Source organism: Acidiphilium sp. C61 (genome assembly GCF_905116885.1).
Lineage (GTDB): Bacteria > Pseudomonadota > Alphaproteobacteria > Acetobacterales > Acetobacteraceae > Acidiphilium.
The window spans coordinates 773314-788795 of the sequence record NZ_CAJHNI010000005.1; the positions used below are offsets into that span (position 1 = coordinate 773314).

The 15482-nt window shown below is 55.6% G+C and carries 11 protein-coding genes and 5 pseudogenes; 3 read left to right on the top strand and 13 right to left on the bottom strand.

What is annotated here, in order from left to right:
• Positions 1–169 precede the first annotated feature (169 nt).
• Positions 170–304 (top strand): annotated as a pseudogene (locus HUW10_RS06490) (transposase); the annotation flags it as partial.
• A gap of 65 nt (positions 305–369) precedes the next feature.
• Positions 370–662: pseudogene (locus tag HUW10_RS06495) on the top strand (transposase); the annotation flags it as partial.
• Between the two features lie 209 nt (positions 663–871).
• On the opposite strand, the pseudogene HUW10_RS06500 reads toward HUW10_RS06495, so the two are convergent.
• Both HUW10_RS06500 and HUW10_RS06505 read right to left on the bottom strand, forming a co-directional pair.
• Positions 872–1977, bottom strand: a pseudogene (locus HUW10_RS06500) (IS3 family transposase); the annotation flags it as partial.
• Between the two features lie 211 nt (positions 1978–2188).
• Positions 2189–3104, bottom strand: a pseudogene (locus tag HUW10_RS06505) (IS630 family transposase).
• Positions 3105–3185: 81 nt separating this feature from the next.
• Between HUW10_RS06505 and HUW10_RS06510 the strand changes: the two are divergent.
• A pseudogene (locus HUW10_RS06510) lies at positions 3186–3385 on the top strand (transposase); the annotation flags it as partial.
• A gap of 34 nt (positions 3386–3419) precedes the next feature.
• Here HUW10_RS06510 and HUW10_RS06515 read toward each other — a convergent pair.
• From HUW10_RS06515 to flgE, 11 genes are all read right to left on the bottom strand, one after another.
• Positions 3420–3902: a nuclear transport factor 2 family protein gene (locus HUW10_RS06515; protein ID WP_174502752.1), complete on the bottom strand. Its 483-nt coding sequence runs from the start codon at positions 3900–3902 to the stop codon at positions 3420–3422.
• 131 nt (positions 3903–4033) lie between these two features.
• Positions 4034–5233: a pyridoxal phosphate-dependent aminotransferase gene (locus HUW10_RS06520; protein WP_174502753.1), complete on the bottom strand. Its 1200-nt coding sequence runs from the start codon at positions 5231–5233 to the stop codon at positions 4034–4036.
• A gap of 31 nt (positions 5234–5264) precedes the next feature.
• Complete coding sequence (locus HUW10_RS06525; protein ID WP_174502754.1) at positions 5265–7124, bottom strand: hypothetical protein; 1860 nt, start codon at positions 7122–7124, stop codon at positions 5265–5267.
• 334 nt (positions 7125–7458) lie between these two features.
• Positions 7459–8244: a M48 family metallopeptidase gene (locus HUW10_RS06530; protein ID WP_174502755.1), complete on the bottom strand. Its 786-nt coding sequence runs from the start codon at positions 8242–8244 to the stop codon at positions 7459–7461.
• Positions 8245–8298: 54 nt separating this feature from the next.
• Positions 8299–9171: a DUF1217 domain-containing protein gene (locus HUW10_RS06535; RefSeq protein WP_174502756.1), complete on the bottom strand. Its 873-nt coding sequence runs from the start codon at positions 9169–9171 to the stop codon at positions 8299–8301.
• 21 nt (positions 9172–9192) lie between these two features.
• Positions 9193–9534, bottom strand: a complete 342-nt coding sequence (locus tag HUW10_RS06540; RefSeq protein WP_174502757.1) for a flagellar biosynthesis regulator FlaF — start codon at positions 9532–9534, stop codon at positions 9193–9195.
• A gap of 32 nt (positions 9535–9566) precedes the next feature.
• The gene (locus HUW10_RS06545; protein ID WP_174502758.1) at positions 9567–9965 is read right to left on the bottom strand and encodes a flagellar biosynthesis repressor FlbT; all 399 of its coding nucleotides are present in this window, start codon (positions 9963–9965) and stop codon (positions 9567–9569) included.
• Between the two features lie 70 nt (positions 9966–10035).
• A complete protein-coding gene (locus HUW10_RS06550; RefSeq protein ID WP_174502759.1) occupies positions 10036–10908 on the bottom strand; it encodes a flagellin in 873 nt (290 codons plus the stop codon).
• Positions 10909–11004: 96 nt separating this feature from the next.
• A complete protein-coding gene (locus HUW10_RS06555; protein ID WP_174502760.1) occupies positions 11005–12066 on the bottom strand; it encodes a flagellin in 1062 nt (353 codons plus the stop codon).
• Entirely contained in the window at positions 12063–13523 is a 1461-nt protein-coding gene (flgK, locus tag HUW10_RS06560; protein ID WP_174502761.1) for a flagellar hook-associated protein FlgK, read from the bottom strand. The genes HUW10_RS06555 and flgK overlap by 4 nt, the downstream gene beginning before the upstream one ends.
• Before the next feature lie 43 nt (positions 13524–13566).
• On the bottom strand, positions 13567–14973 hold the full coding sequence (flgE, locus tag HUW10_RS06565) for a flagellar hook protein FlgE (protein ID WP_236656257.1): 1407 nt from the start codon (positions 14971–14973) through the stop codon (positions 13567–13569).
• Positions 14974–15482: the final 509 nt, after the last annotated feature.

Below are 15482 nucleotides of genomic sequence, written 5' to 3' on the forward strand. Positions count from 1 at the left end.
GTATTTCTATGATATCCATCTAATATTATACACCTTATACACCTAAGAGCTGTGTTGCAAAGGATGGTTGAGTGATTTCAGTAGGTTGTGATTCAGTTTGTTTACGAAGACGAGCGGAGACACAATGGCCTGGACTGAAATCGCCCGGCATTGAGATTGCCGGGCCGAATTGCGCTACGCAAGCGACCTCACCGACGCCGAATGGGCCTTGATCGAACCGTTCATGCCCTTGCCGCCGCATCGAGGCAGCCCCCGGACGGTAGCGCTGCGAAGGATTGTGGAAGCCATCTTCTACATGCTGTCGATCGATCTGCCCCCTTCTGAGTGGTCCCGGATCTGTTTTAGGATTTGGCCTGAAGGAAGACCGGGATGGCGAGGAATCACAAGCCGGAAGAGATCATCGGCAAGTTGCGCGAGGCTGAGATTGTTCTGGCGCAGGGCGGGACGGTCGCGGATGCATGCCGTCGGATCGGCGTCACCGAGCAGAGCTATTATCGGTGGCATAAGGAGTGTGACAGCCTGAAGATGGACCAGGCGCGTCGCATGAAGGAACTGGAGCGGGAGAACGCCCGGCTGAAGCGTATGGTGGCCGATCTGTCGTTGGACAAGGCGATCCTGACGGAGGCGACACGGGGAAACTTCTGAGCCCCGCGCGGCGCCGGCACTGAAGTGGACCCTTTGGTGTGGACCACTTGGGGCGGGATTTAAGATGGAAGCTGATCCGTTCTGATCTCCCAAAGGGCTATCAAGCTACCTGCTGTTGTTGCGGCTGTGGAGATGTGGGCAACGTGGTAGCGTTGTCCAAGCTTCTCCGCAGGATAAGCGTCATATCCACGGCCGCCGGCGGCAGAATGCCGACCATTGCTTCGCGCCACACCGCCATCGGCGCGCGGTTGTCCAACGCCATGTGAGGGCGTTGGTGGTTGTAGAAGTCAAACCATTGGCCCAGGCCGGCGCGCAGTTCCGTGCCGTCAGCGTAGCCCTTGATATACAGGTCTTCGTATTTCAGCGATCGCCAGAGCCGCTCGATGAACACGTTGTCCATCCAGCGCCCCTTGCCGTCCATCGAGATCCGGATCTCCGCCGCGGTCAGGACGTCGGTGAACGCCATCGAGGTGAATTGCGAACCCTGGTCGGTGTTGAAGATTTCCGGCTTGCCGAACCGGGACAGGGCCTCTTCGAGCGCCGAGATGCAAAAGCCGGTGTCCATCGTGTTCGAGACCCGCCAGGCCAGCACCGCTCGGCTATGCCAGTCCATGATCGCCACCAGGTAGAGAAAGCCGCGGCCCATCGGCAGGTAGGTGATATCGGCGCACCAGACCCGGTTCGGCCGGTCGATCACCAGGTCCCGTAACAGATACGGGTAGATCCGGTGCCCCGCCGACGGCTTGCTGGTCCGCGGCTTCGGCCCGAGCGCCGCAATCCCCATCAGCCGCATCAGCCGTTGCACTCGCTTGCGGTTGACCCGCAGCCCCTCGGCCGCGAGCACCGCCATCAGCCGGCGCGAGCCCAGAAACGGCCAGCGCAAAAACAGCTCGTCGATCCGCCGCATCACGTCCAGATCATTGTCGTTCGCCGCACGACGCCGTCGGTACACCCCGGATCGCGCCAGCCCTAGCAGCGCGCACTGCCGGCGGATCGACAGCACAGCATGATCGCGATCGAGCTTCGCTCGCCGGTCCGGCACGCTCATCTTCCGGACCTCTTTGCTAAAAAATCGTTCTCGATCGTCAGTTGGCCGATTTTCGCATGCAGCTTCTCGATCTCCCGCTGCCCGGCGGCCTCCGCATCCTGCCCGATCTTCGGATCAAACGCCCGCGCCGCCTGCTCCTGCAGTTGCTTCTTCCAAGCGTAAATCTGGTTCGGATGAACCTGATACCGCGCCGCCAAGTCAGCAACCGTTGCCTGCTCGCGCAGCGCCTCCAAGGCAATCTTCGCCTTCAGCCCCGCCTCAATCTTCCGTCTCGTCTTGCTCATGTTCCGCTCCGTCTATCATGACAAAACGGCCAATTTCCAACTTAGCCCCTGGTCCCATTTCTAGGATCCACTTCACAAGCCATGGGATGAATCCGTCCAGACCTCGGGATTGCGGCACCGATCGCGGCCTCCGCGACCCACGCCCGACGGTCGAATGAGGCTCTTCAAACGGCCAGGAGCGCAGTATCCAGATTCAGATCCAACCAACCGCTCAATACGCAAGGGTAAATACGGGCGTCCAGCTGGTCCAGAGCCTGCCGATCAGGTTCCATGGGCCAGTAACAGTTCGCTCTCCGATCTCTCTGAGCATGGCCTTGAGCCGCGCGAACGCCTTCTCGATCGGATTGAAGTCGGGACTATGGGGGGGGGGCGCAGGGTTGCGCCGGCCGCTTCGATCCGTTCACGCACCGAGTCACGCTTGTGGCTCGACCGATTGTCCATGATCACCACGTCGCCGGGCCGCAGTTCGGGTGTGAGAACTTTGGTGACATACGCCTCGAACCAGTCGCCATTGATGGAGCCGCCCAGCGCCATCGGCGCGACCATGCCGGTCATGCTCAGCCCTGCCACCAACGTAGTGGTCTTGCGGTGACCGCGTGGGAAGCCCATCCGCAGACGCTCGCCCCTAGTGCAGCGGCCATGACTGCGGGTCATGTTGGTGGCGGTCCAGGTCTCGTCGATAAAGACCAGGCGATCAGCGTCCAGATCGAACTGGCTATCGAACCAGTCCTGGCGCTGTTTCAGGATATCGGGGCGGTCCTGCCTCAATGGCGTGGCCAGTCCTTTTTTACGCGTCATGCCGCGGCGGACGAAGACGCGGTGAAGCCCACCGAGACGTGCAACCCGACATCGATGAGTGCCAGGCGCAGCTCTGCAAGCGAGATGTCCTTACGCGCTTCCCAGATCGTGAGGATGTCCGCCCGCCGTTCCTTAACCCGGCATGAGCGCGTGTTGCCACCCTGAGGCTTCGGAGCAAAGCTGCCGATATCGCGACGCTGGGCTCGCCAGCTGAATGCCGTCGCCGGCGCCACTCCAAAGCGGGAGGCTGCCGCTGCCCGGTAACTCATCCCCTCATCAATCGCCGCCAAAAGCCGCCGACGAAGATCCATCAATAGTGGTTGGCCCATCCATACCGCCATCCTTCTCCAGCACGGAATCTGGATCAGAAATCACCGCAAATGGGAACCCCTCGCGATTCACACCGGTCGAAAACCACGCTAGAGATCGTCAAGCGCTCCGACACCGCCAGCGGGTTCGAACTCCTGCCGCGACGCTGGGCCGTGGAGAGAACGTTCACCCGGCTCGGCAGATGGCTGCGCCTCGCAAAGGGTTTCGAAGCCCCGTTACCAGCGCCACTGCATGGCTCATCCTCGCACATATCCGCCTGCTCACAAGGAAAATCACACGCAAATGTCAGCCATACTGCCATTCCGATTACGGCTCTAAGGCTGTAAGCCGAAGCCGACCATTTCTATCCCTGGATGGACCTCTGGACGAGCGCCCAAAGGCCAAAGAAAGCGCCGTTCGTTGGCCTCAATTCGTTTGTCGTTGATACTCGCCTCACGACGACGCATCAAACCAGTTGCGTTAAACTCCCATTGCTCATTGCCATAGGCCCGGAACCATTGGCCTTCCTGATCTCGATATTCATACTGAAATCGAACAGCGATGCGATCATCGGTAAATGCCCATAGCGCCTTGGCAAGCCTGTAATCCAGCTCTCTTTCCCATTTACGCTGAAGAAACTCTATAATTGCGGTGCGTCCAATAAAAAATTCATCTCGATTTCGCCATGCGCTGTCTTCAGTATAGGCGCCAGCAACGCGCACTGGATCACGAGAATTCCATGCGTCCTCCGCAAGGCGAACCTTCAATGCCGCACTTACAGCATCAAACGGCGGGAAAGGCGGTCTGTGTTCCGTCATTACACCATCTCCTTCATACGGCTTTGAAGCACTTTCCGGTCCATAGGGACCGAATGCAACGCGCCAGGATATTGATGCTTACAGTATCCTAATCCGATCAGATGGCCGGACCTGACCGGATGAAGCCCCATTCACATCACTGCTTTACAAAATTCCACGATCCGGGAGCATGCTGCCTCAAGAACCGCATCCGATGCGGCGGTCGAAAGCCGGATATGGCCAGGCATGGCGAAAGCCGTTCCAGGAACAGTCGCGACAAACGATTCCTGAAGCATAGCGCCAGCAACATCTTCGTCACTGGCCAACAGGCGTCCCCCCTTTGTCCGACGGCCTAAAAGTCCAGTCACAGAAGGGAAAGCATAAAACGCCCCCTGAGGACGCGAACACGAAAGACCGGGTGCCTCAGCAAGCATTTCAAAAACCTTTTGGCTCCGCCTATGGTAGATCAGCCGTCGTTCATCCAGAATATCCTGCGGACCATCCAGCGCAGCCACTGCTGCCGCCTGGCTGATCGTCGAAACACCGGCGGTTGAACTGCCCTGCACAACCGTCATCCCATCGAGCCAATCGCGCGGCCCAGTGCAAAAGCCTAATCGCCACCCGGTCATCGCATAGGATTTCGAAACACCTGACATCGTCAAAATGCGATCAGCAAGGTCTGGGGCCCTGGCTGCCAGGGTCGTGTAAACTCCGTCAAAAACGAGATGCTCATAGATGTCGTCGGAAATTACTCGCAACTGCGGATGCTTGCGCAACACATCCGTAATCCCGTCCAGCATGCCAATATCAGCAACCGCGCCAGACGGATTGTTTGGGTAATTCAAGAGCAAAAGCTTGCTTCGGGCCCCAACAGACGCCTCGAGAGCAGGCGCCGAAAGGAGGAAACCAGTTTCCGCAGGACAAGGTACAAAGACTGGCCTTGCTCCCGCAAATTCAACAACTTGAATGTACCCAGACCAACACGGTGTCGGAATGATTACTTCATCACCTTCGTCGGCAACAGCCATGACTGCATCGAAAATTGCCTGCTTGCCACCATTTGTAATCAGCACGTCGGCCGGAGCTACCTGCAATCCCTGGTCTCTTGCAAACTTCCGAGCGACAGCACCGCGTAAGGCATCAGTTCCTACAATAGGCGGATATCGCGTCTGCCCGTCGATTGCGGCTTGGTGGGCCGCCTCAATTACGTGAGGTGGGGTCGGAAAATCCGGTTCTCCAATCGCTAGCGAAATGACGTCACGCCCCGCTGCACGGAGGGAGCGTGCGAGAGCAGCAGTTGCAAATGTGGCGGCAGGTCGGGTTCGAGTGACACGTGATGACAGCGGGTTCATCCCGCGTCAGCACCACACCCGAGGAAAATATTCAAGCACCTCCGTGGCTCTGGCAATATTCTCTCCAGACATCACGCAGAGCATTTCCAAGGTTCCGACCAAAACGGGGGGCGTCACAAAGCGGACTCTCCAGAACCTGCTGCCGGAGGCCGGCACGGAGAATAGCCAACGCCTTCAGATCGGAAGCAATGGAGACTGCACGATCAACATAAGCTTCAACGCTATTCGTCACGCAATCTGAAAGTCCGACATTACACAAATGGCTGACCGAGTGCCGTGCTGCGAAAAATTCTCCAGCTAATGTAACAACAGGGACACCCATGAACAACGATTCGCACGTAGTTAAGCCACCAGAATAGGGCACCGGATCCAAGGCAATGTCCACATCCTGATAACCTGAAATAAATTGGTGGTGCGCGGCACGGCCGCGCAATTCCAAGCGCTCGACATCAATTCCGTACAAAGCTGCACGTTCTCGGAAGCGTGGAGGGATCATAACCTCCGAAAACTGTGGGCACCGCAAGACCAATCTTGCGTTTTGCACGCGCGACAGTATGCGTCCCCAAAGGCCAAGAGTTTCATCAGTAATTTTTGTAAGATTATTGAAACAACCAAAAGTAACAAACCCATTTCCGAGTGCAGGCAACGACGTTACAGAAGGCGGACTGACAGGTGGAGAGTAACATACATAACCATCCGGGAGACGTAACAACCGCTCTGTGTAAAAGCGTTCATAGCCGTCCGGCGTCTCCCAGCGATCCGTAATGATCCAATCCACGCGCCGCATTCCCGTGGTTGCTGCTTGAGTCCCAACCCACTTAACTTGAACTGGAGCAGGCCGATAGGCGAGTGCACCCAACAGTCCGCTATCTCCAATACCGCTCAAGTCAATTAAGATATCTACTTCATTTTCAGCAATAAGCTCACCAATTTCTAGCAGATTTTTGCCCGCACATTCATGCCATTTTTCTGCCAAACGATTAAATCGTACAGCAAACGGATCATGTTCAACATAATGGCCAAAGCACTGGAGCTTGAATTTCTCTCTATCGAGTTGTTCGAAGCCAGCGCATGTCAACCAACCGACAGGGTGCCGCTTGAGAGTGTGCGAGAGCAAACCGACACGCAAAATTCGGTCGGGATCAAAATTATTAATCTTTGTTAGCGGAGGGCAATCTTCCGGTGTACTCGAGGCAAGACGCTTCATTGCCGCAAGCATAATTTCTGCGGTGGTTCCTTCCTGATAGGGGAGCAGGGAGCACTCAGTAAGAGCCAACAATTCCGCCGGAGCATATGGACTCGCGAGCTGTACATCTGCCATCGATCCAGAAATCTCGCCGGCCGACGCTTTAATAATGGCACGATTTAATAAAATCATAGGAGATTTCACTGGAGAAATAACAGCATCCTCCAATAATATCATTGCCTCTCCATATTTATATTGACGTTCAAGAGCTACCGCGAGATCGTTCCTTATATCAACATCATTCTGTCTTTGCTGAAAAGCATCACGTAGCAGCTTCTCGGAAATTTCTGGCTCGAGATTCGCATCTCTCAAGCTCGCCATAAGTTGTAATATGTCGACATCGTTCGGCTGGAGTTCCAGCGCAGTTTCTGCAAGCGCAATAGCCTCCTGGAGATAGCCCGCCTGGCGCGCAATTTTTGCCTCACAAGCAAGTTCTACTGCGGGTGTCCAAGGCGGGCTCTCAATAGCCACCTGAAACTCTCCACCCACGGCGGCCGTAAGATCACGGTGCATGAGAGCGTAAGGAAGACGATGGGGTGCCAGACGCCCCGCGACCGTGATGGCGTGGCAGGCTAGCCCAGGGAGCTCCATTTCCATCGAAGCAAAAGCAAGCGCATGCCAGGCTTCATGGTTCGTTGGCTCCATGTCCGTGGCTCTCGAAAGGTAGTCAAAGGCCTCGTGAGGTTCGTTATCCTGTAATGCCAGAACTCCCGCACTAATGAAACATTCCACCCGACACCGAGGAAGAGATGTCGCTTTGCGATAAAGTGCCCTCGCTTCCTTCATTTTGTGTTCGGCGCGCCGACATTGGGCCATCCTAATCAGTGGCTCATCCCAATCAGGAGCCAAGCTCATGGCCCTGCTCAAAAGCGATGTCGCCAATGCCCGCGAACCATCTCGCTCAGCAATAATCGCTTCGGCGACTAGATCAGCCGCCGCCGAACTATGTCCAGAACTCAATGGTTCCAGAATTCTATTATCAGGCATGATGCCGCAAGCTGCGAGTAGTAGAATTAAACAAGGCAGTAGCCTCGTCCCATTTCCCTGTACTCCCTGCGGCGTGAACAGCCAGCAGGCAGGTATCCAAGTCAGCGATACCATCAGCAACAAGCTCACCGATGCAGGCGGACGCATCTACAAATGCACCCCGCTCGAGTAATATCGAAATGAGAATATTGCTCAGCTTTAATTTTTCGGCGTGATCTACCCCAAAACCACTCCCCAACCGAGTGAGAGCCGCCTTGATCGCAGCCTCAGCCTCTCCAGGTGCATTACGCGCTAGCGCACCCAGAACCTGAAGGTTATCAGGCATTTCTGCCAACGCCTCACGCAGGCATGTATTCCCATCTTCGCTATAGCCAAGCTCAATGAGAGCTCGGCCGAGCATGGATTTAGCGGTCGCATCATTTGGATCCAATACGACCGCTTCCGCCGCAGCCTTGGCGGCCTCGACCCAATTGTGCTCACCAAGGCTGATCTCAGAGCTCATTCGTAACAGAAGCGGGTTGGCAGGATGCTCGATAAGCGCATCAGCGACAATTTGCTTGGCACGATCATGATTGCCCTGCCGGAACTCAATCATGGCTTCCAATACTATAATTACGCCCGCATCAACACCATAGCGTCGTAAAGATGGAATTAAAAGTGCAGCCGCATTAATCTGATCACGCTCAATCAATTGCTTAATACGATTCAATATAATATCGTATACCTGTGGCTGATCAGCCTTCTGTTGGACATCAGTACTTTTTTTTGACTCTTTCACTTTCTGTTCCTTTTGAACATTATTTGGTTAAACTGAAAACTCTTCTAGTCACATTTACGCAATTAGAGAGTTGGCTTGAACAGCGAGGGATATTAGACTAGCCGATCCTCCTCCAATGCTATTCTGACTTGCCTGGTTCACGGCGAGGAATCGATCTGTGAAAGATTGCACAAAATTTTTATCTTGAAATTTTGCTATATCAAGGCGGCTGTTAATTGCTTGCTCTTGTGCCGTTAATGGCTGAAATGCGATCTGTTGGGGCAACCCTAGCGCAGTCGTAACGACGGACCGCATGATTGCATCACCCAAAATTTGCGTCGCATTCGTAAATTTTGAAGCATTTTGTATGAAATAAAGCGCATTTGATAACCCTGGCGTCTGTTTATCAAGTGACTGACGCCATAATACTTCGGCATACGCATTCGTTAAAGTTGATATTGTAGATTGTTTTTTTATTACCGACAGGCCTTGTGAATAAAATTGATACAACTGAGCGGTTGCCAACCATTGAGTATTTGTTGAAGCAAGTTGATTAGCAAGACCATTCGGGTCTTTCGTGTTTGACAGTAAGGCTTTCTGTGCCAGGGCGGGAAAGCTCGCTTCGGAGCCCAAACCATTTGCCGTCAACAGAACTTTAAGAACTGTTGGATTTGACAAAAGGTCTTTCGCTGACTTGGCCGAATTAACAGCCTTCGTAAATGCCGCGATATCTCTCTGCACTTGAGGCGCCTTAGCCTGCGCCTGGATATCCTTCGTCTCATTACGCTGGGCAATTTCTAGAGAAAGAATTGGATTCTGGGAGCTAAATACGGTTGAACCTGCCCCTCCTCCATAACTTGCCTCCAGTAGCGACGTTATGCTGGATGAGGAACCAACATTAGACGCCGAAAATAGAAGATTTATGTTGGAGGAAAGAGATACAGACACAGTGAGCTCCAGAAATTTACTTCACACTTTTCCGCTTAGACCGTTCGAAAAATTATCACAAATTGTCGCAACAAAATCTAAGTCTATTGTCTCAGCGTCCATGGTCCGGAGAACGGTATTTGCTACAGAAACAATCTGTATACGCAATGGTTCAGGCAAGGGGTTGAGTGGATCTAAGTTAGTAGCGAGCACTGTTTGCCAAACCCGCCTTGCCGTCGCGATGGCCTTAACACGCTCAAGTTCATTATCCGCAGTACGTAGCATTACACTAACACTACGAAACACCTCTGCGTCTTGCTGTCTCTGGTCTCTGAGATTATTTGCATTTTCGTAAGCTTTAAGTGCTTTTGCTTGATACGACATTTATGATCCTTTTTGATCACAGACTAGGAGATTTACTGTCTGGATTCGAGAACAGCTGCTTCGTGACGCATAATCCGACGGGAGAGCTTGAGCGCTTCGTAACAATCATCGGCCTTTGCACATTCCAGTGCTCGGTCGAGTATCTCCCGTGCTAGTACAGAGGTTGTTGCTTGCTTAAATTGCTCAATGAGTTCGCGGGCCCTGATTAACGCCGCATCTCTTTCTTCATTCGTGCCTATGTATGCAGTCTGAAGAGTAAAATAGATCTGCTTCGCAGGCGTATTCACTTCGTCTGGACGCAATATTTGCTTGCCAAACATGAATCGAGCCTTCGCGGTAAGCTCTATCCGCGATTTTGTGCGGAAGCGGATCGGTGCACCATTTAGAACCATTATATCGCCTTGGCGAAGCTCCAGCACCAGAACCGACATTCGAGTATCCTTTATAAGGCGGCAGGCAGATCCGGCCTGTCACTGAGACAGACCGGATCCGAGCCGATCATTAGATCAGCTTCGTGAGGATGGACGGCTGCTGGTTGGCAATAGAAAGTGCCGAAGTGGCCAACTGCTGTTGAATCTGCAGCGACTGAAGTTTAGCCGATTCAGCTGCCATGTTGGCGTCAACAAGGGCGCCGAGACCGTTGCTCAGGGCGTCCATTTTATTTTGGTTGTATGTAATCTGCTCGTTGATCTGATTTGTCAGATTACCATAAGTGTTCAGATACGAGCCGACCGATGCAACCTGCGAGCTGAATTTCCCGCCCGAGGTTATGAACGCGGCGACACTGGAATATGTGCCGAGCGACTTTCCAACGGTGCTGAGGGCATTATACACAGAACTCAGACTGGTCGACGTGATCTTCAGAGTTGTCCCGCTGGCGTCGAGCGCAACATGAAGAGCCGCGCTCGTAAATCCGGAAGCAGAAGATTTGAGCGCCGAACTCGTTCCGCCGATGAGGGACTGGCCGTTATACCCTGCGCCCTTGATGAAATACTGGAGGTTCTGCAGCTGCGAGGTGAACTGAGCAGCATACTGTGATCTCTGGGACGACGAGATTGTAGAGCTCGACAAATTGACCAATGTCGAATCCATGCTCTGCATCAGGTTCGAGATATTGGTCAGAGCGGTATTGGTGGTCGACAGAAGCCCCTGGGTATCGCCGAGCTGCTGGTTTGCCGCAGTGAGACCCGCGACATTGGTGCGAACCGACTGGGCCACTGCAAAGGCAGCACCATTGTCAACGGCACTGCTGACGGAGTAGCCCGTCGAGATCTGGTTCTGGACGCTGTTCAGCGCCGTATTGATCGAGTTGAGGGTTTCAACGCCCACCATAGCGGCGGAGTTGGTGATAATCGAGCTAACCACACCGGACATGCTTTGTATCCTTGGCTATCATTTAGTCTTTGTTCCGCATTTTGCGAAGATGACGTATATTACGCCGCACTCGTTAACGCTCGATGAAGTTCAGCCTCAAATATATTGAGTGAGGCTCATCGTTTTCACCGCGGCGATAAGCTGATAGGACGCCTGCAATTGCGTCTGAGTTGATGAAAGCTGCGACAGGGTCTTTGCCATATCGACCTGGTCGAAGCCGGCCACCTGATTCGTGAAGGCCGTATAGGTATTCTGGAGATCAGAGATCTGCGTATTCACCAGCGCCTGGTTGTTCCCGAGCGCGCCTGCGTCCTGCGCCATCGTGTTGATTGCATTCCCGAGGCTGGACGATATTGCGCTCGCGAAGCCGGTAAAACTCGGATTGGATATCTGACTGGAATTCAGACTTCCTATCGCGGAGAGCGTTGTGAGAATGTCCTTGACGTAGGATCCGGTTGTATTGCTTCCGGTCGACTGGCCGATGAACTGGTTCCCACTTGCGACGATACCCGTGGTGATGGGTACCCCGCCGGCGCCAAGCACAGCCGGAGCTGCTGAATTACTCGACAAGCTGCTGGAAAATGGATTGTTTGACGCGCTCGTTGCCGCAGCAAACACACCGGAGACGGAAAGGCTGTTCGTGGCATTCTGAATGCTGACGTAAAAGGCCGCGCTGGTGAAACTCGTCGCGTTCGGAACTGGCGGTATCGTGCTGTCCTGCCCCGCGAATATGTAGCGTGTGCCATCCTGGCTGTTGAGCAGGCTGGCGATCTGTGTGACCGCCGTTCGCGCGGTTGCCGCAGCGGTATCCAAAGCGCTGCTTGTGAGCGAACTCACGCTCTGGAACTGTTGCAGCGCCTTGGACGCGATATCGCTGATCGTCTGGATCGCGTTCTGTTGGACGCCCATCTGGCCTTGGGCAACCTTCAGATTTGATATCGTGTTGTTGAGCGTATTCAGCGACGCGTTGAGCGTGAGCGTCGGGCTGGCAGAGCCGGACTGCGCGCTCTCGAGGCCCGCATAAGTTGTTGCGACATATCCGGTCTGGGACTGAATTGTCAGCTGGGCAAGCTTCTGGCTGGTGACGTTCGAATCACTTGCGAGTTGCTGGATCAGCCCGAAATTACCCGTGGAGAGTCCTGAAATGGATGCACTCATTGGACCATCGCCTGAACCGCCTGCCACATTTGCTGGGCGATCGTCACCGTTTTGGCGTTCGCCGCATACGCGTTCTGCAGCGTGACAAGCAGACTCATCTGCTGATCAATATTCACGCCGCTTGTAGATGCCGCCTGCGTCTGCAGGGCTGTTGCGAGGCCACTCGCATTCGTCGCGGCAGTTTTTGCCGAACTGCTGAGCGTTGCTTCGTTGGCGGTAAAACTCGAGGCAACGGTCGTGAGAGATCCGGAACCGGAATAGGGGAGAGTCGCAGTGCCGGAAGCATCGGAATATGTCGAGATCGCTGCGGGCTGCACTGAACCGCTCAGCGTGGTCGTGCCGAGTGCCGAGCCCAGAACATTCTGGATCAGGCCCGTAAACCCTGCCGGCCCACTTGGGGGATTTGGCGTAAACAGCACGGCCCCGGACGAGCTGGTGACTGTATTCGTGCCGTCGCGCACCGATGCGGGGTTCGCCGTAACGGCAGGGTTAACAGTGATGGACGCGGAAAACCCTGTTGTCGAACTGGAGGGCACGCCACCCGAGGGATCCGTGAACAGGCTCAGGCCGGCATTGGCAAACCGGGCGGAAAGGGCCTGGGAAAATGAGTCGAGACCGCCCTGAATTTGGGGTAGCGTCGTGTTGACTAGCTGTTGCGCACCGCCAAGCTCGCCACCGAAACTGACAGCAGTGCCGCCAACCGAAAATGCGGTACCGCTCGCCGTCGATGAAACAGTGACTTGGGATGTACCGTTCAGTGGCAGTTCGATACCGTTCGGTGAAAACAGCGAAACCGCCCCGTTGGCTTGAGAAATCGTCTTCGCACCGGTCAGCGACGCAACGGTCTGGATAGCCAGATCCCGCTTGTTCGTCAGGTCGGCAGTGCTTTTGTTCTGCTGCCCGAGATTGATGATCTGCGCATTCAGCGAGCCGATCGTGGCCAGCGTGGTATTCAGCTTCTTGACGTCCGCCGCAACAGTGTTGCCAGTCGACTGCACGGCCGACTGGACAGTGTTGGCAATCGTGTTGATCTGGCTTGTCAGAGACTGGGCCGAGTTGACGACGGAAAGCTGCTGGACCGTGCTGGAGGGATCTGTTAGCAACGTCTGGAAACCGGATTGCAGATTGGCCACCAGGCTGGGCAGGTCGTTGTTCTGGCCGGGCGTCCCCATCACCTGGTCGATCCCGGACAGGGTCGAGGAGACGATGCCCTGATAGGAATTCTGCGCCAGCGACTGATTGACCTGAGCCTGTATGCTGGCGTTGAGCTGCCGCGTCGCCGGCCCGGCGATCACGCCGGAGCCTTGACCGCCGGCGGTTTCGGCCGAAAGACTGACCGTCTCAACCGAATAGCCAGGCGTCGTGGCGTTCGCCACGTTCTGCGACACGACGGCCATCTGCTGGTCGATGGCACTCAGCCCGCTGCTGGCGATCGCGAGTCCGGTTCCGATGCTCATAATATCTTGTTATCCGGTAAAAAGATTACGGAAGGGTAAACGGTTACTGAACCATGTTGACCGTTGTCTGGAGAATCTGCTGTGCCGCCGTGACGACTTTCGTATTGGCGGTATAGGCTTGCTGGGCATTGATCAGGTCGGTGAATTGCGTCGCGATATCCACGTTGGAATTCTCGATCGAACCCGTCACGAGCGACCCGCCGCTGCCACCAACCGCGTTGATCGTCGCAGCACCCGACGCCTGGCTAGCGGTTTCGAGCTGGGCGCTCTGGTTCTGCAGCGCATCCGGCGATGCGAACGATGCAAGCGGCACCTGCGCCACGAGTTTGGAAAACCCATTGGTATAGTTCGCGGTAATGTTGCCCTGGGTATCGATCGACAAATTGCTGAAATCGCCGGAGGGCGACCCGTTCTGGGTAACACCCTGCAGGTTCAGCGTCGTGCCCGCATACTGGGTCAACCCGGTGGTGCTATTAGGACTACCAAAATCAAGAGTGATGTTCTGGGTAGCGCCATTGAATGTCGGCGAAATCTGCAATTGGCCGCCCGTCGCAGTTGCACTCGATCCGGTGGCCGGCGTGATGGAGCTCAGCGTCCCGTTCGAATTGAACACGACATTCGCCGTGAAATTGGTGGGTTTTCCAGCATTGCTCGTATCATTCGGGGACGAAGCCGTCAGCGTCCACTGCGTCTGACCGCCCGCGATGGACGTTGGAGAGCTGAACTGGAGATCGAGTTGCTGGAGGTTGCCCAGAGAGTCATAGGTGTCCACCTGGGTGGTCACCGGCGTCGTCGTCGGCGTGGTCGGCAATGTTGCTGAAATCGTCACATTCGAGGTCGGGACCGGCGGCGAAGCGCCCTGGGAGACCTGGATCGGCGCGAGCGCCGAGGTGTTGATGGTTCCCGTCGTAGGGTTGGCCGCCCAGCCATCGAGATAGGCGCCGGAGCCGTTCACCAGATACCCGGAGGCGTTCAGCTTGAAGTCGCCCGCACGGGTATAATATTGCTGAGCGTTGAACGTCTGGGTCGTCTTGCCACCAACAGTGTTGGTGCCGGCCGGCATCGATACGGTGAAATATCCGTTGCCGTTGATCGCCATGGCAAGCGGATTGCTCGACTGGGTGATCGTCCCCTCGACCGTATTGGTATAATCCGGGTTGGCCACCACCGAGTCAGGGCCGTTGCTGGTCGCAGTACTCTGGACAAGATAATTGATGAAATGGGTGTTGACGCCCTTGTAACCGGTCGTCTGCGCGTTCGCGATATTGTCGCTGATATTGGTGAAGGCGGCCGACTGGGCCTGCAGGCCACTGACCGACGTATCCAAAGCACCGAAAATCGACATCCTGTCCTCAGCTCCAAATGGTTGACGGCTCATCCGCGGCGCCGCCAGCTTCGCCTGGGCGACGGTGGGAAACGCACGTTCGCCTCGCTGCACGAACCATGCCAACGGGCGGACGCAAGCCAAGCCGCCTTATCCACCCGGCCCGGCAGGTTCGACCCGGCAGAAACAGCCGGCCACTTCGGTCGAACCCGGCAGATTTTGCCGCCCTGCTGCCTGACCGGACGGACATATCCTTGCGTTTCTGTCGGAGCGGTCTTGGCAAGACTTTTGCTTATCCCCGTACATGACCTCCGGAACCGTCATCCTCGCCACACCCAGCCTACCCGCCGCGCCGCCGGCGCAGGGCAGCGCGAACTCCTCGCCCTCCTCCACGGATGCAGGCGCCGGAAGTTCTGGGAGCAACGTCGCCTGCAGCCAGACCAGCTCAACTATGGCATCGAGGGCATCGGCGGCGGCGAATAAGCAGACCGATTCCAGGACGGCGGCAGGCGGCGGTCATGCTCCCTCCTTCGGCGCCGCACTGGCCGGGGCCACCAAAGGATCCGGCGACACGACAGCCACTGCCGCCGGCAGCACGGCCGAGACTGCGTCCGAAGCGGGAGCAGGCACCAAAG

Excerpts from the sequence above, each read along its gene's own strand:
- HUW10_RS06515 (WP_174502752.1), bottom strand. The coding sequence starts at position 3,902 with ATGACGGAACACAGACCGCCTTTCCCGCCGTTTGATGCTGTAAGTGCG.
- HUW10_RS06520 (WP_174502753.1), bottom strand. The coding sequence starts at position 5,233 with ATGAACCCGCTGTCATCACGTGTCACTCGAACCCGACCTGCCGCCACA.
- HUW10_RS06525 (WP_174502754.1), bottom strand. The coding sequence starts at position 7,124 with ATGGAGCCAACGAACCATGAAGCCTGGCATGCGCTTGCTTTTGCTTCG.
- HUW10_RS06540 (WP_174502757.1), bottom strand. The coding sequence starts at position 9,534 with ATGTCGTATCAAGCAAAAGCACTTAAAGCTTACGAAAATGCAAATAAT.
- HUW10_RS06545 (WP_174502758.1), bottom strand. The coding sequence starts at position 9,965 with ATGTCGGTTCTGGTGCTGGAGCTTCGCCAAGGCGATATAATGGTTCTA.
- HUW10_RS06550 (WP_174502759.1), bottom strand. The coding sequence starts at position 10,908 with ATGTCCGGTGTGGTTAGCTCGATTATCACCAACTCCGCCGCTATGGTG.
- HUW10_RS06555 (WP_174502760.1), bottom strand. The coding sequence starts at position 12,066 with ATGAGTGCATCCATTTCAGGACTCTCCACGGGTAATTTCGGGCTGATC.
- flgK (WP_174502761.1), bottom strand. The coding sequence starts at position 13,523 with ATGAGCATCGGAACCGGACTCGCGATCGCCAGCAGCGGGCTGAGTGCC.